The 18,982-nt window shown below is 56.5% G+C and carries 20 protein-coding genes, 1 tRNA gene and 2 pseudogenes; 3 read left to right on the top strand and 20 right to left on the bottom strand.

Annotated elements, in window-relative coordinates:
• Positions 1 to 88: 88 nt before the first annotated feature.
• From BLL36_RS22390 to thrS, 15 genes and pseudogenes are all read right to left on the bottom strand, one after another.
• Positions 89 to 1,057 carry a threo-3-hydroxy-L-aspartate ammonia-lyase gene (locus BLL36_RS22390; protein ID WP_076953789.1) on the bottom strand — a complete coding sequence of 323 codons (969 nt, stop codon included), beginning with the start codon at positions 1,055 to 1,057 and terminating at the stop codon, positions 89 to 91.
• A 20-nt stretch (positions 1,058 to 1,077) separates the two neighbouring features.
• On the bottom strand, positions 1,078 to 2,049 hold the full coding sequence (locus BLL36_RS22385; protein ID WP_076953621.1) for an ornithine cyclodeaminase family protein: 972 nt from the start codon (positions 2,047 to 2,049) through the stop codon (positions 1,078 to 1,080).
• A 694-nt stretch (positions 2,050 to 2,743) separates the two neighbouring features.
• Complete coding sequence (locus BLL36_RS22380) at positions 2,744 to 3,928, bottom strand: UvrD-helicase domain-containing protein (protein ID WP_076953619.1); 1,185 nt, start codon at positions 3,926 to 3,928, stop codon at positions 2,744 to 2,746.
• Positions 3,921 to 5,579 (bottom strand): ATP-dependent nuclease, encoded by a 1,659-nt coding sequence (locus tag BLL36_RS22375; RefSeq protein WP_076953617.1) that lies wholly within the window; start codon positions 5,577 to 5,579, stop codon positions 3,921 to 3,923. Before BLL36_RS22375 ends, BLL36_RS22380 begins: the two co-directional genes overlap by 8 nt.
• Before the next feature lie 434 nt (positions 5,580 to 6,013).
• Positions 6,014 to 6,220 (bottom strand): annotated as a pseudogene (locus BLL36_RS22370) (IS66 family transposase); the annotation flags it as partial.
• A 35-nt stretch (positions 6,221 to 6,255) separates the two neighbouring features.
• Positions 6,256 to 6,541: pseudogene (locus BLL36_RS22365) on the bottom strand (DNA adenine methylase); the annotation flags it as partial.
• A gap of 156 nt (positions 6,542 to 6,697) precedes the next feature.
• Positions 6,698 to 6,774: transfer RNA gene (locus BLL36_RS22360), tRNA-Pro, on the bottom strand.
• Positions 6,775 to 6,864: 90 nt separating this feature from the next.
• Entirely contained in the window at positions 6,865 to 7,221 is a 357-nt protein-coding gene (locus tag BLL36_RS22355) for a MerR family transcriptional regulator (RefSeq protein ID WP_076953615.1), read from the bottom strand.
• A complete protein-coding gene (gene ihfA / locus BLL36_RS22350) occupies positions 7,202 to 7,504 on the bottom strand; it encodes an integration host factor subunit alpha (protein ID WP_002553164.1) in 303 nt (100 codons plus the stop codon). The genes BLL36_RS22355 and ihfA overlap by 20 nt, the downstream gene beginning before the upstream one ends.
• Before the next feature lie 3 nt (positions 7,505 to 7,507).
• Positions 7,508 to 9,886, bottom strand: a complete 2,379-nt coding sequence (gene pheT, locus BLL36_RS22345) for a phenylalanine--tRNA ligase subunit beta (protein WP_076953613.1) — start codon at positions 9,884 to 9,886, stop codon at positions 7,508 to 7,510.
• 26 nt (positions 9,887 to 9,912) lie between these two features.
• Positions 9,913 to 10,929, bottom strand: a complete 1,017-nt coding sequence (gene pheS, locus BLL36_RS22340) for a phenylalanine--tRNA ligase subunit alpha (protein ID WP_076953611.1) — start codon at positions 10,927 to 10,929, stop codon at positions 9,913 to 9,915.
• Positions 10,930 to 11,038: 109 nt separating this feature from the next.
• Positions 11,039 to 11,395 carry a 50S ribosomal protein L20 gene (gene rplT, locus BLL36_RS22335; RefSeq protein ID WP_003234252.1) on the bottom strand — a complete coding sequence of 119 codons (357 nt, stop codon included), beginning with the start codon at positions 11,393 to 11,395 and terminating at the stop codon, positions 11,039 to 11,041.
• 29 nt (positions 11,396 to 11,424) lie between these two features.
• Positions 11,425 to 11,619 (bottom strand): 50S ribosomal protein L35, encoded by a 195-nt coding sequence (gene rpmI, locus BLL36_RS22330; protein WP_002553160.1) that lies wholly within the window; start codon positions 11,617 to 11,619, stop codon positions 11,425 to 11,427.
• Positions 11,620 to 11,678: 59 nt separating this feature from the next.
• Positions 11,679 to 12,230: a translation initiation factor IF-3 gene (gene infC / locus BLL36_RS22325; RefSeq protein WP_015884933.1), complete on the bottom strand. Its 552-nt coding sequence runs from the start codon at positions 12,228 to 12,230 to the stop codon at positions 11,679 to 11,681.
• The gene (gene thrS, locus BLL36_RS22320; RefSeq protein ID WP_076953609.1) at positions 12,230 to 14,152 is read right to left on the bottom strand and encodes a threonine--tRNA ligase; all 1,923 of its coding nucleotides are present in this window, start codon (positions 14,150 to 14,152) and stop codon (positions 12,230 to 12,232) included. The genes infC and thrS overlap by 1 nt, the downstream gene beginning before the upstream one ends.
• 366 nt (positions 14,153 to 14,518) lie before the next feature.
• On the opposite strand from thrS, the gene BLL36_RS22315 reads away from it, so the two are divergent.
• A complete protein-coding gene (locus BLL36_RS22315) occupies positions 14,519 to 14,833 on the top strand; it encodes a hypothetical protein (protein ID WP_083735310.1) in 315 nt (104 codons plus the stop codon).
• A gap of 289 nt (positions 14,834 to 15,122) precedes the next feature.
• Positions 15,123 to 15,335: a cold-shock protein gene (locus BLL36_RS22310; protein WP_003234260.1), complete on the top strand. Its 213-nt coding sequence runs from the start codon at positions 15,123 to 15,125 to the stop codon at positions 15,333 to 15,335.
• Between the two features lie 72 nt (positions 15,336 to 15,407).
• On the opposite strand, the gene BLL36_RS22305 is transcribed toward BLL36_RS22310, so the two are convergent.
• On the bottom strand, positions 15,408 to 15,728 hold the full coding sequence (locus BLL36_RS22305) for an I78 family peptidase inhibitor (RefSeq protein ID WP_076953607.1): 321 nt from the start codon (positions 15,726 to 15,728) through the stop codon (positions 15,408 to 15,410).
• A gap of 144 nt (positions 15,729 to 15,872) precedes the next feature.
• Positions 15,873 to 16,181: a hypothetical protein gene (locus BLL36_RS22300; RefSeq protein ID WP_076953605.1), complete on the bottom strand. Its 309-nt coding sequence runs from the start codon at positions 16,179 to 16,181 to the stop codon at positions 15,873 to 15,875.
• A 168-nt stretch (positions 16,182 to 16,349) separates the two neighbouring features.
• Between BLL36_RS22300 and BLL36_RS22295 the strand changes: the two genes are divergently transcribed.
• Positions 16,350 to 16,562 carry a hypothetical protein gene (locus tag BLL36_RS22295; RefSeq protein WP_076953603.1) on the top strand — a complete coding sequence of 71 codons (213 nt, stop codon included), beginning with the start codon at positions 16,350 to 16,352 and terminating at the stop codon, positions 16,560 to 16,562.
• A 33-nt stretch (positions 16,563 to 16,595) separates the two neighbouring features.
• Here BLL36_RS22295 and BLL36_RS22290 read toward each other — a convergent pair whose 3' ends face one another.
• From BLL36_RS22290 to rbsK, 3 genes are read right to left on the bottom strand one after another with little or no spacing between them, the layout of a single operon-like run.
• Positions 16,596 to 17,624, bottom strand: coding sequence for a nucleoside hydrolase (locus tag BLL36_RS22290; RefSeq protein WP_076953601.1), 1,029 nt, complete (start codon positions 17,622 to 17,624; stop codon positions 16,596 to 16,598).
• 26 nt (positions 17,625 to 17,650) lie between these two features.
• Positions 17,651 to 18,055 (bottom strand): D-ribose pyranase, encoded by a 405-nt coding sequence (rbsD, locus tag BLL36_RS22285; protein ID WP_076953599.1) that lies wholly within the window; start codon positions 18,053 to 18,055, stop codon positions 17,651 to 17,653.
• Positions 18,052 to 18,969, bottom strand: a complete 918-nt coding sequence (gene rbsK, locus BLL36_RS22280; protein WP_076953597.1) for a ribokinase — start codon at positions 18,967 to 18,969, stop codon at positions 18,052 to 18,054. Before rbsK ends, rbsD begins: the two co-directional genes overlap by 4 nt.
• Positions 18,970 to 18,982 lie beyond the last annotated feature (13 nt).

Below are 18,982 nucleotides of genomic sequence, written 5' to 3'. Positions count from 1 at the left end.
AAAATTGAACGCAGGAATCCCAGCCAGGCAACTTTGCGTCGCCCGGCTATAACTAGTGCGTACTAGTTATTCGATCGCTTATTGGCAGTCAGGTCAGAATCAGCCTTGCGTACTTCTCGGTATCTACATTACCGCCAGTGATGATGACTCCAACTTTCAAACCTTTGATTTTTTCCTTAAGCTTGCGCACGGCAGCAATACCCAAACAGCCAGTCGGTTCAACGACAATTTTCATGCGTTGAGCAAAGAACTTCATGCCTTCAATGAGTTCTTCATCCGTGACCGTTACGATTTCGTTGACACCATCCAGAATGATCGGGAAGGTGTACTTGCCCAGATGCTGGGTCTGGGCACCGTCTGCGATCGTGTCTGGAGTATCGATATGCACGAGCTCTCCGGACTGGAAAGAGCGCTGACCGTCATTACCAGCCTCCGGTTCTACACCATAGATCACGCAATCTGGGGAGAGCGCACGCACGGAGAGGCTGGTACCGGAAAGCATGCCCCCACCACCAAGCCCCACAAACAATGCATCCAGGTTGCCAACTGATTCGATCAGTTCCTTAGCTGCAGTACCCTGACCGGACAGGACATCGGGGTGATCGTAGGACGGAATAAGCGTCATGCCCTTTTCTTCGGCCAAGGCCCGCCCAATGGCTTCGCGGTCCTGAGTGTAGCGATCGTAAAATACTACAGTGGCCCCGTAGCCTTGGGTTGCCGCAACCTTCGCTGCCGGCGCGTCAGTCGGCATGACAATGGTCGCAGGCATGTTGAGCAATTTCGCAGCCAAGGCGATGCCTTGAGCATGGTTGCCAGATGAGAAGGCGACCACACCCGCTTTGCGCTGTGCTTCGCTGAATTTGGCCAACGAGTTGTAAGCACCGCGGAACTTGAAGGAGCCTGTCCGCTGAAAGTTTTCGCATTTGAAAAAGACCTCTGCCCCTACTTCTTCATTGAAGCTGCGGGAAGTGAGAACAGGGGTAAGGTTCGCGACTGGCTTGATGCGTTCGGCTGCCGCCTGTACATCGCTATAGGATGGGAGGGTGAGAGATTCCACGACGCTGTCCTCTTGTATGGTTACCAAGGCCACGAAATATCGTGTCCAACACTTTGTAGCTTCGCTTGCTGATACAACAAGCGCGCAACAGTCAGGTCCTGCAACGCCAGGCCCGTCATGTCGAATACCGTGATTTCATCAGTGCGCCGTGAAACGGTTGCCTTACCAGTTAGCAGGTCACCAATTTCCGTGACCACGATCCCTTCATGCCATTGGCATTCACCAATTTGAGTTGCTTGCGAGTAGTCGTCGACGACCACCCTGGCGACATTCAATAACCCCGCCGGCAACTCCCTTTTGCCCTTAGTATCTGCACCAACGCAGTTCAGATGCGTACCCGGTCGAACGGATGCCGCATCGAACAATGAACCACCACCAGGCGTTGCAGTGATTACGACATCACTGATCTTCACCGCGCCGTCAGCGTGTGTGCTGTGAGTGATGCGGTATCGGTCGCAGAATCGCGACTCGAAGTGAGCATCTGTGCTGCCGTTCGCCGTGAGGTAGATCACCTCGCGCAAGCTCGGTAACACTTTCAGCGCATAGTCCAGTTGAATAGATGCCTGAACGCCGGTACCGAATACGCATACACGATGACTATCGGGCCGAGCTAACAGCTCCAAACCGACAGCACCTGCGGCCCCTGTACGCAGGGTGGTTACAGTGTTGCCGTCGATTACACAGAGCGGACGCCCCGTTACCGGGTCTATCAACATGATCGTTGCCTGGTGCGGCTCACCATCCTGATTTCTATTGGCAGGCCAAAAGCCGGCAGCCTTGAAACCCAAGACTCCCTCACCACTGATCCCGCCCGACTTGATTCCGAAAATACCGCCAGTGGACAAAGCCTGTCTGACCACGGGAAACACCTGACCTTCATCCTTGCTGTGCAGGATGAACGCCTCTTTTACCGCCTCCAGGATCCGATCAGGGCGAATGAGGTTATCAACATGATCCCTGTCCAAAAGCTTCAAAACGCTGTGCTTCTGCATTGTTGTAAGGTCCTGCAAACGGTATTGAGCTAGATTTCTTACAGATTATCCATATCCGGACGTTTTGTAAACATAACAAGCGAGACTTATCTGATGTATAACGCGGACCTGAGGCAATCAAAAGGCGCAGGTGCTGAGTAGGCCGCCGAAGTGTCTGGATCGCCGGAGCTGGGATTTGGTATATGGATTTCAAACGACCTTAAGGCGGAGCAGATTTGAGCGGTCAACCTTAAGAAACTGATGAGTGGTCAGCGCCTAACTGCCACAAGCGTACGACGAAAACTTTCCAACCCTGTCGCACTGTCAATGCTGCCATGAGTCCATTCATTGCCAATCATGGTCACGAATCGTGCTGGTCAGATCGAAGGCAAGCGGGCGTTAAGTGGAGTGCAGTATTCCAATTGGTATTCCAAAAAAACTCAAATAGTTATTAGCGTTATAAATCAATAACTTAATGAAACGATTCAAATTACCCGACCGCTTTCGATCCTCGCCACTCATGGCCTGATCATCGTCGACAAAGCGCCCGGCGACGAAGGACTCCAGGTGAAGAACCAGTACATCATGCGCGGAAAGCTCGTGCGAGAAAGTATGCCCGCTTGAGCTCAAGTAGCCCGTGACTTCTGGTGTAGGTGTGGTGCGAGTTGCTCTGTCCCCCTGCCGCCGGCTCGATAGCGGATCCAATTAGCGCGCCTTACATCTCAATTGCTGCAGCGAGCGCGCCAGCGCCATCCCACACGGGGTAAGGGAGCCCTTTCACCTTCTTGTCCTCGACGAGGAAGGCCAGGCTATAGCGCGCGCGGGTGATCGCGACGTATAGCTTGTTTCGCGACTCCTCCGTTTTATCCTTGTCGAACACCTTGGCATTCCCGCCAACGAACTTCAGATGTTTATCTGGCAGGATCACGAGCACTCGATCAAAGCCTAAGCCCTTGCAGGAACCGAACGTGTAACAGATAAGGTTGCCCGGGAGATATCCAGCGCCGGTAGTTGACGACCAGCGCAGTACTTGGGGCTGAAAGGCTGCTAGGTAATCGCTCACCTGAGACTGCTTCACGATGAAGGTGCCATGGTGGTGCGATATCTCGTCTGGCACTTTCTCGACGCCCGATACTGTTTTGTCATACAGCCCCGGGTGGATCGTGTCGGAGAGGTCGCAGATTTCCTGGACGCACCTGCGATTTTTCGGCATCGAATGCTTTTCGAACTTCATTTTCTCGACGAAGTAATCGACCTTCTGCTGAGGCGTCTGCGGAGCCTTATGGCCGAACGTCGTGGTGTAGATTGTCTGTCGAAAGTCGCCCACACAACAGATCGAGTCGACCATGACCTTGTTGAGTGATTTGATCACGTCGTAGTCCCAACCGACCAAATCCTGTACTTCATCAAAAAAGACCCTTTGATAAATTTCCTTTAACCGCTTAGCCGGGGCATTTTTGGATAGCTTCGCAATGAGGGCCGCAAGCTTTGCCAACAATCCGGAGTACGCCTTGGTTTTGCAGGACGTCAGGTAATGCAGCGGATTAATCGTGCCGTCTTCTGATTTTTCAGCTCTGCCATCAATGTAGTAGGTTGTACCTGGTATCAAGTGAGGGTTGTTCTCAGTGAACGAGATGGTCGTGATCCGATCTGGAAATACCTCGCTCTGATAGGGACGTACCATATCTTCCAGGTAAAAAGAGAACAGCCCCTTGACGACGAAGTGCTCACAGCTGGCACCGTACAGTTCGACAAAACGAGCGCGCAGCTCTGCCTGATTATTGGTCGTGTAGGTGACTACAAGCACCCGCCCACCACCCTTGATAACCTCAATGGCGTCAGTAATGATCTTGTGCGTTTTCCCTGACCCGGCGCCAGCAACCCAGAGTTCGTTAGGCAAAATCGAGCACCTCGTCCAGGAAGACTGGGTACTTGAAGTCCAGGGCGCCATCGAACAGTTTGACCGCCGAATCGACCTTTCGAGCGCCTTTACCGTTGCCCTTTACGCTTTTGAACCAACGGATCAGATTCTCCCTTCGATCCTCCAGAGTGACCTCTGTATTGTAAATATTGAAGGTTTCCGTCGACAAGACTTCCTTCGCGAAAGCGTCAAGGGTCTTGATGTCAATTGCGTTGGCATAAATCATCGCAGGCTCAAGCGAAAATTCGGCGTTGTTCATCGACGAGAACAGCTGGATGTTAGGGAACGCCGCGTATTCCAGACGTCCTTGCACAACGTTACCGTTATAGTCGCCATCATTATCCCTGAGCACATGGATCTTGGTGCCGATCTCCTTGCCCACCTCGATGAACGTCTTGAACCCCACACCGCGCACCACGATGATATCGATCCCGTCCTGCTCAGGCAGTCGGTTATGTTTTCGCTGGTAGATTTTCTTGAGCACCAGTTCATCTGACGGCCCCTCGACCAGGATGACCTTGCCCGACAGTGCCACCCGCAAGGTGTCGTAGCCAGGGAGACGCTTGAGGGTCTTTACCACTTTGGGGTCTAGCGTGTGCAGCCTTTTGTACCCTGACTGCACAAGGCAAATCTTGTCGATACTCAGCTTGTTCAACACATACGAGCTGTGGGTGGTCAGGAACAGCTGCTTGTCGCCCCGCTGGGTTTCGATGTAGTGCACCAGCTTGTTCAGATTGGTGTGAGACAGATGGTTTTCGGGCTCCTCCATCATCACCAGATCGATGTCGTGGGATTTGTTCTGAATGGCCAGTTTGATCTGCACATTGCTCTGTTCACCCTTGCCGATGAAGTGAAACGGCACATCATCGACCTCAAGCTGCAGGCCGGTCTGGATGGAACCTGCTGGTAACGTACTTGCTGCAATGGTGAGCTTGCTATCAGTGATGAGGTGATCCGAATCAAGGCTGGCGTTAATCGTCTTGACCTCCCCGGAGTTGTTGAACACCTGCAGGTTTTCACGATAATTGAGGGTCAGCTTGACGAGCTCTTCCTTCGCCAACGCAGTGTTGAGGATGCTCGATATGTACTGGTTCTTCCCCATGGTGGGGTGGATGCGTGTGGGGTCGATGTACAGCGCCTTGAACTTCTTGGCTATCGGCTTTATCGGGTTCCAGCCGAAATCGAGCCATTCCACCTTATAGAACTCGATCGGAATGCTGGTGATGTTCGGCTTGGTCAGCAGGTGGCTCTCGTACACAGCCTCCAGCGACGGGTCGAAACAGGCTTGTACCACGACGCCCTGGGCGTCAGCCTTGAGGCTGTTGTTCGAGCCTCGGTACTCAGGCACACCGTCAATGTAGGCCTCAATGACCAGACTGGGCAGGTGCTTGGAGCTCAAGTCGGAGGCGAGAAACCGAGTGACTGCGTCTTGATTGAAAAGATCAGGGGAGAATTCGCCGTTGAAGGGCCGTCCGCGATGGTTGTAATTGAGCACAATTTCCATTGCTTCCAGGATTGTGCTTTTACCGGCATTGTTGTCGCCGACGAAAATATTGACGTCGTCATTGAACTCTAGAAGTTCGTCGCGGAATTTTTTGAAGTTGATCAGCTTGATCGATTTAACGTGCACTCTAAATCCCTCTAGACATCGTCGTGATGGCGCATCGCCACGGCGATTGAACGGTACCTTGGGTAGCGCCGGCTGTCCATATGACGAATGGGGTAGTGGTCTAATGAAACCGGGAGGCATGTAGGTCACGAGTGCGTAGTCGAAAGACGCAATTCCTACCTCCATCACCATTTTGGTTCGAGCGTGTAAGCCATTTCCGCTCGCTCAACTTAACGATCGTTGCGCAGATTCACATGCGTTCACCATACCGGCTATCTAGCCCTTGTCCGGCTATGGCTGCCAGAAGGGTACGCCTCTCACGATTGGTACCCCGCACCTTGCGGTGCCTTGTTACATTGTCGAAAGCGCTCTTGATTCAGCCTTCTAGATTCACCCGGTGACACGGGTGGTTCCCGCAGAGGAGAACAACTTCATTAAGCGACTTCGTGTCGCACTTCGACTGCGTTGTTATCTATGGGCACAGCGCCATCCTCGGCATAGCGAGTCAGTGCAGCCCAGCGCTTGAGGCTGTAATCCAGAGCTTTGGCGATAGCCGAACCTTAGGGCACAAGATCGCGCGGGGCCAACATCCAGATATGCAGTGCGCTGAGGATGGGTGCCGCTTTTTCCTGGCGTATTCGCCAGCGATCTTCGTTGGTCATCCGCTCGTCGTTCTCAAACTAAAAGCCCCCCCCTAACCGGCAGTCTGCCTGTAAGGAGGGTCCATGTAGTGGAAGGTATAGGCGTGGTCGTATCGTTCGGCGCATTCAAGCCAGAATAAGTTTTCGACGTAGATGCCGGACTGGCGCTGCCAGGCAGCCGAGAGGATTTCCTCGATACGCAATAGGTTAATGGCCAGGCCGGTGGTGGCGGTGCCGAATGTGTGCCCGGTGACCTTGGCCGGCGAAGGTATGATGCTGCAGGTAGAAAAATCGCGCGGCGCGTTGGATGTCGGTGAGGGTTTCGAGGCGGGTCATCTTCTTACTTACACCAAAACTCACGCGAAGGAGTGCCAAAGATATCGCTAGCTCACTCGAAGCTACCTAGATCCAGAGTATCCGTGGGAGTAAATGTGGGAGTATTTTTTCATACATGAAAAAGCCCAACCGGTGAAGATTGGGCCAAGTCATTGAAAAATATGGTCGGGACGGAGTGATTCGAACACTCGACCCCTAGCACCCCATGCTAGTGCGCTACCGGACTGCGCTACGCCCCGACTAGGCGTGTTACTGGGTTCGCTTCTTAACGAAGCGAACCGGAATATACCGCAAGCTTTTGAAATGTGGAAGTATTTTTAAAGCCGAAGTTATTTCTTCAAAACCACCAGCACATCTTCGAGTTCGGAGATCATCTGGCGGATCATTTGCTTGTATTGGGTGGTGTCGTCTCTGGCTTCATCACCGGACATGCGCTGGCGCGCGCCGCTGATGGTGAACCCCTGGTCGTACAGCAATGCGCGGATCTGTCGGATCATCAGCACATCCTGGCGCTGATAATACCGACGGTTCCCGGTGCGTTTGACGGGGTTGAGTTGAGGAAACTCCTGCTCCCAATAGCGCAGCACGTGCGGTTTTACCGCACAGAGCTCGCTGACTTCACCAATGGTGAAGTAGCGTTTGCCTGGGATGACGGGTAGCTCGTCGTTATGACTTGGTTCCAGCATAAGCCTCAACTCGGGCCTTCAACTTCTGCCCTGGACGAAAGGTGACCACACGGCGAGCCGTGATCGGGATTTCTTCTCCCGTTTTTGGATTGCGGCCCGGCCGCTGGCGTTTGTCCCGCAGGTCAAAATTGCCGAAACCGGACAATTTGACCTGTTCGTTGTCTTCCAGAGCGTGTCTGATCTCTTCAAAAAACAGCTCGACCAATTCCTTGGCCTCGCGTTTGTTCAGACCCAACTCTTCGTACAGACGTTCCGCCATCTCAGCTTTCGTCAAAGCCCCCATACGTCACTTCCTTAACGTGGCGTTTAACCTTTGTTCGAGCGAGGTGAGGATATTTTGTGTCGTAGTGTTCACCTCATCGTCATTAAGAGTGCGCGATGGATGCTGCCAGGTCAAGCCAACTGCAAGGCTTTTTCTATGCGGATCAATGCCTTTACCCTGATAGACGTCAAATAGCCTGAGGTCTGTCAGCCATTCCCCTGCATTTTCACGGATTACATCCAGAACGGCAGTGGCGGCCACTTCACGGTCGGCGATCAGGGCCAGGTCGCGGCGCACTTCAGGGAAGCGCGACAGCTCGCTGAATTTTGGCATTTTGCCAGAAGCCACTTCGGCCAGGACCAGTTCGAACACAAAGACCGGACGGTCAAGGCCGAGGGTTTTCGACAGCTCAGGGTGAATAGCACCGACGAAGCCAACCAGGCGACCTTCGCGCTCAATGCGCGCCGTCTGGCCTGGATGCAATGCCGGGTGAGTGCCCGGCACGAAAGTGAAGGCATCCAGCGCACCGGCAAAACCCAGTACCGCTTCCACGTCGGCCTTGACGTCGAAGAAGTCGACGGCGTCGCGACCCTGCGCCCAACCTTCAGGCAGGCGGCTGCCGCAGACCACGCCGGCCAGCATCGGCTCTTGCTTCAGGTCGCCAAGCTGGCCGACAAAACGCAGGCCGCTTTCAAACATGCGCACGCGGTCTTGCTGGCGGTTCAAGTTGTGGGAAAGCGCTTTCACCAGGCCAGGCCACAACGACGAGCGCATGGCGGCCATGTCGTTCGAAATCGGGTTGGCCAGCAACAGCGGCTCGACGCCAGGGTTGAACAGTTCGAACTGCTTGGGATCGATGAAGCTGTAAGTCACGGCTTCCTGGTAACCACGGGCCACCAGCAGACGACGCAGCTCAGGCAGATGCGCACGCGCCTCGGCCTTTGGCTGTGGCGCCAGGCGCGCTTGCGGGTAACGAACCGGCAGACGGTTGTAGCCGTAGAGGCGCGCCAGCTCTTCGATCAGGTCGACTTCCAGGCTGATGTCGAAGCGATGGCTGGGTACTGCAACGCTCCATTGCCCTTCCCCGGCTGCGGTAATACCCAAACCGAGGGCCGACAACAGTTGCTCGATTTCAGCCGGCTCGATCACCAGTCCGAGCATTTGCTCAACGCTTTTGGCACGCAAAGTGATCGGCGCAATGGACGGCAAGTACTGCTCGTTGACAGTCTCGGTGATCGGCCCGGCTTCGCCGCCGGTGATTTCCAGCAACAGGCCGGTGGCACGCTCCATGGCTTCACGGGCGAGCTTCCAGTCCACGCCACGCTCGTAGCGGTGCGAGGCATCGGTGTGCAGGCCGTAGGAACGGGCCTTGCCGGCGATGGCGATCTGGTCGAAGAACGCGCTTTCAAGGAATACGTCGCGGGTGGTCGCGGACACACCGCTGTGCTCGCCCCCCATCACGCCCGCAATCGCCAGGGCGCGGGAGTGGTCGGCGATGACCAGGGTGTCGGCACGCAGGCTGACCTCCTGACCATCGAGCAGCACCAGCTTTTCGCCTTCTTCAGCCATGCGCACGCGGATGCCGCCGTTGATCTCGGCAAGGTCGAACGCGTGCAACGGCTGCCCCAGCTCCAGCATCACGTAGTTGGTGATGTCGACGGCGGCGTCGATGCTGCGCACATCGGCGCGACGCAGGCGCTCGACCATCCACAGCGGCGCTGGCTTGGACAGGTCGACGTTGCGGATCACACGGCCCAGGTAACGCGGGCAGGCGTGTGGCGCCAGGACTTCAATCGGGCGTACTTCGTCGTGCGCCGCGGGCACGGCAGCGACGACAGGACGGCTGACCGGGACGTTGTACAGCGCGCCCACTTCACGGGCCAGTCCGGCCAGGGACAGGCAGTCGCCACGGTTCGGGGTCAGGTCGACCTCGATGCTGGCGTCTTCCAGCTCCAAGTAGACGCGGATGTCCTGGCCCACTGGCGCGTCGGCCGGCAGCTCCATCAGGCCATCATTGCCCTCGCCCACCTGCAGTTCAGCCTGGGAGCACAACATGCCGTTGGACTCGACGCCACGCAGCTTGGCCTTCTTGATCTTGAAGTCGCCCGGCAGCTCGGCACCGATCATGGCGAACGGGATCTTCAGGCCCGGGCGCACATTTGGTGCTCCGCATACGACCTGGAAGGTTTCGGCGCCGTTGCTGACTTGGCACACACGCAATTTATCGGCATCCGGGTGCTGTTCGGTGCTCAGCACCTCGCCCACCACAACGCCACTGAAAACACCGGCGGCCGGCGTGACGCTATCGACCTCAAGACCGGCCATCGACAGACGAGCAACCAGCTCGTCGCGACCTACCTGCGGGCTTACCCAGCCACGCAGCCATTGTTCACTGAATTTCATCCTGCTCTCCTAAAGATTCGTTACGACTAGCGAAATTGCGCGAGGAACCGCAAGTCGTTGTCGAAGAACAGACGCAAGTCGTTCACGCCGTAACGCAGCATGGCCAGACGCTCAACGCCCATGCCGAAGGCAAAGCCCGAGAACTCTTCCGGATCGATGCCGGACATGCGCAGTACGTTGGGGTGAACCATGCCGCAGCCCATCACTTCCAGCCAGCCGGTCTGTTTGCAGACGCGGCAGCCTTTACCGCTGCACATCACGCATTCCATGTCGACTTCAGCGGACGGCTCGGTGAACGGGAAGAACGATGGACGGAAACGCACCGCCAGCTCCTTCTCGAAGAACACCCGCAGGAATTCCTCGATGGTGCCCTTGAGGTCGGCGAAGTTGATATCGCGATCCACCAGCAGGCCTTCCACCTGATGGAACATCGGCGAGTGGGTGATATCGGAGTCGCTGCGGTACACACGGCCTGGGCAGACAATGCGGATCGGCGGCTTGTTCGCTTCCATGGTGCGGACCTGTACCGGCGAGGTATGGGTGCGCAACAACATGTTCGCGTTGAAATAGAAGGTGTCGTGCATCGACCGGGCCGGGTGGTGGCCTGGGATGTTGAGCGCCTCGAAGTTGTGGTAGTCGTCTTCGACCTCAGGGCCTTCGGCAATGCCGTAGCCGATATGGGTGAAGAACTGCTCGATACGTTCCAGAGTCCGGGTAATCGGATGCAGGCCGCCCGAGGCCTGGCCACGGCCAGGCAGGGTTACGTCAATGGACTCGGCGGCGAGCTTGGCCGCAAGATCAGCCTCCTCGAGCGACGCCTTGCGCGCATTGAGCACCTCTGTGACACGCTCCTTGGCGACGTTGATCAGCGCACCGACTTGCGGACGCTCTTCAGGCGGCAAATTCCCCAGGGTCTTCATCACCTGAGTCAATTCGCCCTTCTTGCCAAGGTAGTGAACCCGGATTTGCTCCAGGGCATTGATATCTTCAGCGCTTTGCACAGCCTCAAGAGCTTGGGCAACGAGCGCGTCCAGGTTTTCCATGTACAGACTCCAGATACAAAATAGGGGAAGAGCTTGAAGGCTCTTCCCCTATTTATGACGTTTACCACCGTGGGCTGCAGCAGCAGCCCAGGATGACTGTCGGGGGTACTTAAGCCAAGGTGGCTTTAGCTTTCTCGACAATCGCAGCAAACACCGCTTTTTCGTTCACGGCCAGTTCAGCCAGAACCTTACGGTCGATTTCGATGGACGCTTTTTTCAGGCCAGCGATGAAACGGCTGTAGGACAGACCGTTAACACGTGCACCAGCATTGATACGAGCGATCCACAGAGCGCGGAACTGACGTTTTTTCTGACGACGGTCGCGGTAGGCGTATTGGCCTGCCTTGATTACCGCTTGCTTGGCAACACGGAATACGCGTGAACGCGCGCCGTAGTAGCCTTTAGCAAGTTTCAGAATTTTTTTGTGACGCTTACGGGCCATGACGCCACGCTTTACACGAGCCATGAGTTACTTCCTCTATTCTTGAACCAAAATTAACGAAGGCGCAGCATGCGCTCGACTTTTGCCACGTCAGACGGATGCAGCAAGCTGCTACCGCGCAGTTGACGCTTACGCTTGGTCGACATTTTGGTCAGGATGTGGCTCTTGAAAGCGTGCTTATGCTTGATGCCGTTAGCAGTTTTCAGAAACCGCTTAGCAGCACCACTTTTAGTTTTCATCTTTGGCATGTTCGGTACTCCGCATTCAGTTGATAAACATAATCAGAAGGCCTGCCGTGCCCTGTTGATTACTTCTTCTTTTTCGGGGCGATGACCATAATAAGCTGGCGTCCTTCCATCTTAGGATGCTGTTCGACCGAACCGTACTCGAGCAGGTCAGCTTCAACCCGCTTGAGGAGTTCCATCCCCAGCTCCTGGTGGGCCATCTCACGGCCGCGGAATCGCAAGGATACCTTGGCCCTGTCCCCATCACTCAGGAAACGTACCAGGTTGCGCAGTTTTACCTGGTAATCCCCTTCCTCCGTCCCTGGACGAAACTTGATTTCTTTTACTTGAATCTGCTTCTGGTTCTTCTTCGCTGCGGCAACCTGCTTCTTCTTTTCGAAGATAGATTTGCCGTAGTCCATCACCCGACAAACAGGTGGGATTGCATCGGCGGAGATTTCCACCAGGTCCAGCTTGGACTCTTCTGCAATACGAAGCGCTTCATCAATCGAGACGATGCCAATCTGCTCGCCATCAGCGCCAATTAACCGAACCTCGCGTGCCGAGATATTCTCGTTGATCGGGGCTTTCGGTGCAGCTCGTTTATCTTGTCTCATTTCACGCTTAATAATAATTACTCCGAATCTGGGCGACCACGCCGGGAAACCGCTTGCGCGAGGAACTCAGCGAACTGGGCGACGGGCATCGAGCCCAGGTCAGCACCTTCACGAGTACGCACAGCGACAGTCTGCATCTCGACTTCCCGATCTCCGATAACCAAGAGATAGGGAACCTTGAGCAAGGTATGCTCGCGGATTTTAAAGCCGATCTTTTCATTTCTCAAGTCGGACTTGGCACGAAACCCGCTTTCGTTGAGAGTTTTTTCAACTTCAGCGGCAAAATCTGCCTGTTTATCAGTGATATTCATGATCACTGCCTGGGTCGGAGCCAACCATGCAGGGAATGCACCCTCGTAGTGCTCGATCAGGATCCCGACGAACCGTTCGAACGAGCCAAGGATCGCCCGGTGCAGCATAACCGGGTGTTTACGGCTGTTGTCTTCGGAGACGTATTCGGCTCCCAGACGGATCGGCAGGTTAAAATCGAGCTGCAGGGTACCACACTGCCAGACGCGGCCAAGGCAATCTTTCAGTGAGAACTCGATTTTCGGACCGTAAAACGCGCCCTCACCCGGCTGCAGATCGTACGCAAGGCCCGCACTGTCGAGCGCAGCGGCCAATGCAGCTTCGGCGCGATCCCACAGTTCGTCGGAGCCCACGCGTTTTTCCGGACGAGTGGACAGCTTCATCTCGACTTCGGTAAAGCCGAAATCGCGATAAACGTCCATGGTCAATTTGATGAACGCGGCGGATTCGGCCTGCATCTGCTCTTCGGTGCAGAAGATATGCGCGTCGTCCTGGGTAAAGCCGCGCACACGCATGATGCCGTGCAGCGCACCCGACGGCTCATTGCGATGGCAGGCACCGAACTCGGCCAGGCGCAGCGGCAACTCGCGGTAGCTTTTCAGGCCCTGGTTGAACACTTGCACGTGGCAAGGGCAGTTCATCGGCTTGATGGCGTAGTCGCGGTTTTCCGACTGAGTGGTGAACATGTTGTCGGCGTAGTTGGCCCAGTGTCCGGATTTCTCCCAGAGGCTGCGATCGACAACCTGAGGCGTCTTGATTTCCAGGTAGCCGTTCTCGCGCTGCACTTTGCGCATGTACTGCTCGAGCACCTGATACAGGGTCCAGCCGTTCGGGTGCCAGAACACCATGCCCGGCGCTTCTTCTTGCAGGTGGAACAGGTTCAGGCGCTTGCCGATCTTGCGGTGGTCGCGCTTCTCGGCTTCTTCAATGCGCTGGATGTAGGCAGCCAACTGCTTCTTGTCGGCCCAGGCGGTGCCGTAGATCCGTTGCAGTTGCTCGTTCTTCGCGTCGCCACGCCAGTAGGCGCCGGACAACTTGGTCAGCTTGAACGACTTGAGGAAGCGCGTGTTCGGCACGTGCGGGCCGCGGCACATGTCGACGTATTCTTCGTGGTAGTACAGGCCCATGGCCTGCTCGTCCGGCATGTCTTCCACCAGGCGCAGCTTGTAGTCTTCGCCACGGGCGGTGAACACGTCGATCACTTCGGCGCGCGGCGTGACCTTCTTGATCACGTCGTAGTCTTTTTCGATCAGTGCGTGCATGCGCTGTTCGATGGCGGCCAGGTCGTCCGGAGTGAAAGGACGCTCGTAGGCGATGTCGTAATAGAAGCCTTCTTCAATGACCGGGCCGATCACCATTTTCGCGGTGGGGTACAGCTGCTTGACCGCATGGCCAATCAGGTGCGCGCAAGAGTGGCGAATGATCTCCAACCCCTCTTGATCCTTGGGCGTGATGATCTGCAGGCTGGCATCGGAGGTGATCAGGTCGCTGGCATCGACCAGCTTGCCGTCGACCTTACCGGCCACGGTGGCCTTGGCCAGGCCGGCACCAATGGATGCGGCGACCTCGGCTACGGAAACCGAATGATCGAATGAACGTTGACTGCCGTCGGGAAGAGTAATAGTTGGCATGGCGCCTCCTCTCCTAGTGGTGACCCCTACCAAAGGTCACGTGGGTTGGGATGAGCCAGTACAAGATCCAACACCAGGCCGTTCAATGATGAACGCCTGCCTTACAGCGGCAGGAGCCTTTCGGCCAACCGATAATCGAACCAGAGTGACTGGAGTGAGCTAAAAAGAGCCTGGCAAGGCGGCAATGGCACGCCTGGAAATAGCCAAGCGCACGATCCTAGCACAGATGAACGGTCATCGCGCCGCCGCCTTCGGGTGTAAACACAAATTCCGGCCTTTATAGCCGCAAAAGTGAACTTGAGCTGTACGCACTGCCTCAAACCCACTGAGAATCGCCGTTCGTCCTCGACCCAAAGGAGCATCCTCATGATGCGTTTTACTTCTACCCTCGCTCTCGCCGCTTCCCTGACCCTCCTTTCCCTCGGCGCGCAGGCGGCAGCCCCGTCGAACTGGCCAGCCGGTGCCCGCGACAGCTTCGTCAGCGACTGCAGCGCAGCCGCCAGCCAGAACGTAGACGCCAAGACCGCCAAAGCCCACTGCGAGTGTGGCGCTGACAAAATCAACGCCGAATTGAGCACTGCCGAAATCAAGGAACTGATGACCAACCAGAACGCCAGCGCAGACCTCAAGAACAAGGCGGTCGCCGCTATTTCGTCCTGCAAAGTCGTGAAGAAAAAGTAGGATTTGCGTCTGACCTCACAGCTTTTTCGCTGAAAAAACAGCCAAAAAACTGCCAATTCATACAAATTACACAGCTTTTACGGCTTTTTTTATCAGCTGATATTTCGAGCCAAAGCCCCGTAGATCGGGGCTTTCAGCCGATCAAAGCGCTAAACGCAACGCTATTGATTAGCAAACAATGCCCTGGGGGGGCTCCCAAGCCGAACATTTCGACTATGATAGCCCGGTGTGCCCAGTTGGCCTGAGCAGCACAGCACTACTGAAAATATATGTTTCTTGGAGATACACCATGTCTAATCGCCAAACCGGCACCGTTAAATGGTTCAACGATGAAAAAGGCTTCGGCTTCATCACTCCTCAAGGTGGCGGTGACGACCTGTTCGTACACTTCAAAGCTATCGAAAGCGACGGTTTCAAAAGCCTGAAAGAAGGCCAAACCGTTTCCTTCGTGGCTGAGAAAGGCCAAAAGGGTATGCAAGCTGCACAGGTTCGCGGCGAGTAATTCTCCGCTGAGCTAAAAAAACCCCGTCCATGTGACGGGGTTTTTTATGGGCGTTGCAAAAGCGCGGGAAGCTTAGCCGCAATTGACGCGCGTGATCACCAGGTTGTCGTCGGTGTTGAGGTTCAAGCGGTCAGAGCGGTATTCCAAGGTGATCATGTCGTTGGGCTTGAGGATTCGCGCGTTCTGCGCACCGGCACGGGTACGCGCCTGCTCCAGCAACTGGGGCGACGCCTTCTGGCCTAGAGTGAATTCGGCGGCCTTCGCCTCACAGCGGCTATGACCTGCGTCGGTCACGGCGGCGTCTTTGGCTGGCTCAGAGGTACCCGGGGTGCTGCAACCCGTCAACGCGAGTGCTGCCAACAAAGTACCGAATGATGCGAGCTTCCAAGGCATGAAGCCTCCTATGATAAAAAATGGACAGAGATGGTGCGACAGCGATTGGGCAGATTGGTTTCAAGACGTAAACCGCTGACGGCCCAGTCTGCCTGAGTCTCTGCGGGCAATCGCCCGATCAATCGTGACCAGATATGAACGAAATCAGTAGATGTCGATGTAGTCGAACGCCGGCCTCGGCCAGTTCTGCTTCAGCGCATTGAAAATCTGCGTCACCCAGACTTCGTCACTGGCAGCCACATTTCCTACATACCCAGATCCCTTTGCCCAGGTCTCCAGGCGAAACAGCAGCCCGTCGATATCTACACCGCCTACCACCTTCCCTGAAGAGATATAGGCGATGCCGGCCTTGGTCACGCGCAACTGGGTATGTTCGTCGTCACTGGCACTGGCGATCAGCTGACGCACCGCTGCCAGGGTAAGGTTCTCGGGGTTGTTCAAGTCGATCTGCACGTGGTGTCCCCTGCAATCAAAGGGCAACAGTGTCGCACAGCGCGGGCACCATGCCGAAGCACCTCATGCCTAAGTATCAGTGCCAAACCCGACGCAAAATGGTTAACTCCCTGGGTTAGAACCGCGTTCCAGCGCACTGCACAGCACTTTCAGCCCCGCGAGATATCCATGACCACCGTAACGCTCCAAGCCGACATCAAAGCCAAGTGGCCCCTGGGACAGAGCTCCTATAGCCCCGGCAGCCCAGAGGAATTGGCGATCATCGGTATCGACCTGCTGGTCAAGGAATTGGGCACACAAGCAGCGCAGGCGTTTATCGGCCAGATATTCGAGAAATACCCGGCCGACCATATGGGGGCACAAGACCCCGAGCGCGAATAGGAGCCGGCCGATGAATGCCGGCCGGTCAACACGTTACTTCAGACGCGCCAGGCGCTCGGTCAGCAGATCGAAGAAGCCCTGGGCATCGCCGTTCTCAACCCAGAACACGTTCTTTTCCTGCTTCAGGCCGTCGTACCAGTCAACGATGGTCTGGCCGAAGGTCGGGCCTTCACGGCTGTCCACCACCATATTGGCCTGACGGCCGCTGAACAGCGAAGGCTTGAGCAGGTAGGCGATCACGGTGGCGTCATGCACCGGGCCACCCGGTATGCCGTAGTGCTCCATGTCACCCTTGACGTACTCGTTGAGAATGTCGCCGACAATTTTGCTGGCTTTGTTGTTGATGTCGGCGATCTTCTTCAGGCGCGCTTCGCTGGTCAGGACCTTGTGGGTCACGTCCAGCGGCAGGTAGGTCAGCTTGACGCCGCTCTTGAGCACGATCTCGGCGGCGACCGGGTCGGCAAACAGGTTGAACTCCGCTACCGGCGTGATATTGCCGCCGTTGAAGTGCGCACCGCCCATCACCACCACTTCCTTGATGCCTTGGGTAATCTGCGGCGCCTGGGTCAACGCCAGCGCCAGGTTGGTCTGCGGACCGAGCATGGCGATGGTGATGCTGTGAGGCTTGGCAGTGCTCAAGGTCTTGATCAGGTAATCAACGGCATTGCCCTCGGCCAGGGCCTTTTGAGGCTCATGTACCGTGACGCCGGAAATACCTTCCTTGCCATGGATATTCTCGGCGTAGATGGGCTTGCGCAGCAGTGGCGCCGGCGCACCGGCGTACACCGGGATGTCCTCGCGCCCGGCCCATTCGCGGGCCAGGCGCGCGTTGCGGGAAGTCTTGTCCAGCCGCACATTGCCGGCAACAGTGGTCAGCGCGCGGATGTTCAGCTCATCCGGCGAAGCCATGGCGAACAGCAAGGCCACCACATCATCGGCGCCTGGGTCGGTGTCGATGATCAGGTCGATCTTTTCCGCCGCCTGGGCGCTTGCAGCAATGAGTGCGGACAAAAGCAGGACACTCCGGAACAGATTTTTCAGGGTTGGAAGACCATGTTGCATAAAAACACTCCTTGTCGTTGGGAACTCTAAAAGGTGACGCCGGACACCAGCGCGATATTGCAGTAAGGCTGGCATTCACCGGTGCGCACTACGGCGCGGGCCTTGCGGCTCAACTGTTTGAATGCTTCATGGCTGAGCAGGCGCCGTTCACCGAGGGCGGCCTGCTCGGTGAGCGTGTTGAGGTCGGCCAGCGCCGGCGGTTGCTTGAGCAGGATTTCTTCGGCGAGCACGTGGCTTTCCACCTGCATTTCGCTGAGCACGATGCGCAAGGTACTGATGAAGTCCGGAATGCCTTGGGTCAACGCCAGGTCGATCAGCTCGACACCCGGCGGCACCGGCAGGCCGGCATCACCGATCACCAGGATGTCACCGTGGCCCAGGGAGGCGATCACACGGGACAACGCGATATTGAGCAGAGGTGTCTTTTTCATGAGGGCACAAAACCTTGTACGTCGTGCAGCGTTGGAATAGAAGGCTGCGCGCCGGCACGGGTGACCGACAACGCCGCCGCGACCTGGCCAAAGCGGATGGCCTCGGCTTCGCTTTTGCCATTGGCCAGTGCCGCGGCGAAGCCACCGACAAAGGTATCGCCCGCCGCCGTGGTATCCACGGCCTTGACCTTCGGCGCCGACAGATGCTCAAAGCCCTGGCCGTCGGCAAACAGCGCGCCCTTCGAGCCCAGGGTGATGATGACTTTACCGGCGCCCGCCCGGATCAGTTGGGTCGCCGCCACCTTGGCACTTTCAATGGAATCGACCGTCACGCCGCTGAGTGCGGTGGCTTCGCTTTCATTGGGGATCAGGTAGTCGATCGAGGCGTACCACTCGGCCGGCAATGGGCCGCTGGCTGGCGCCGGGTTGAGGATCACCGTTTTGCCCAGTTCACGGCCGCGCGCAAGGGCATGCCCTACAGTGTCCATCGGCACTTCCAGCTGGCAGACGATCACGTCGGCCGCCTGCAGCACAGCGTCAAACGCCTGCAACGAGGCCGGCGTCAGTTCACCGTTGCTGCCTGCCACGATCACAATGGCGTTCTGGCTGCTGTCATCGACCACGATCAAGGCCACGCCGCTTGAGCCATCGACGGTACTGACGGCCCGGCAATCGATGCCCTCCACCTGCAACGCCTCACGCAATTGGGTGCCATAGGCATCGGTGCCGACGCAACCCACCATCGAAACGTCGGCGCCCAGGCGCGCGCAGGCGACCGCCTGGTTCGCGCCCTTGCCGCCGGGCACGGTGGAAAACGTCTGGCCAATCAAGGTTTCCCCGGCGCGCGGCAGCCGACTGGCACGGGTAACCAGGTCCATGTTCAAGCTGCCTACTACCACTACTTTTGCTGGCATACATCAGTACTCA

Source organism: Pseudomonas cedrina subsp. cedrina, from assembly GCF_001983175.1.
GTDB classification, from domain to species: domain Bacteria; phylum Pseudomonadota; class Gammaproteobacteria; order Pseudomonadales; family Pseudomonadaceae; genus Aquipseudomonas; species Aquipseudomonas cedrina.
This window is presented reverse-complemented; position numbering and strand designations above follow the sequence as displayed.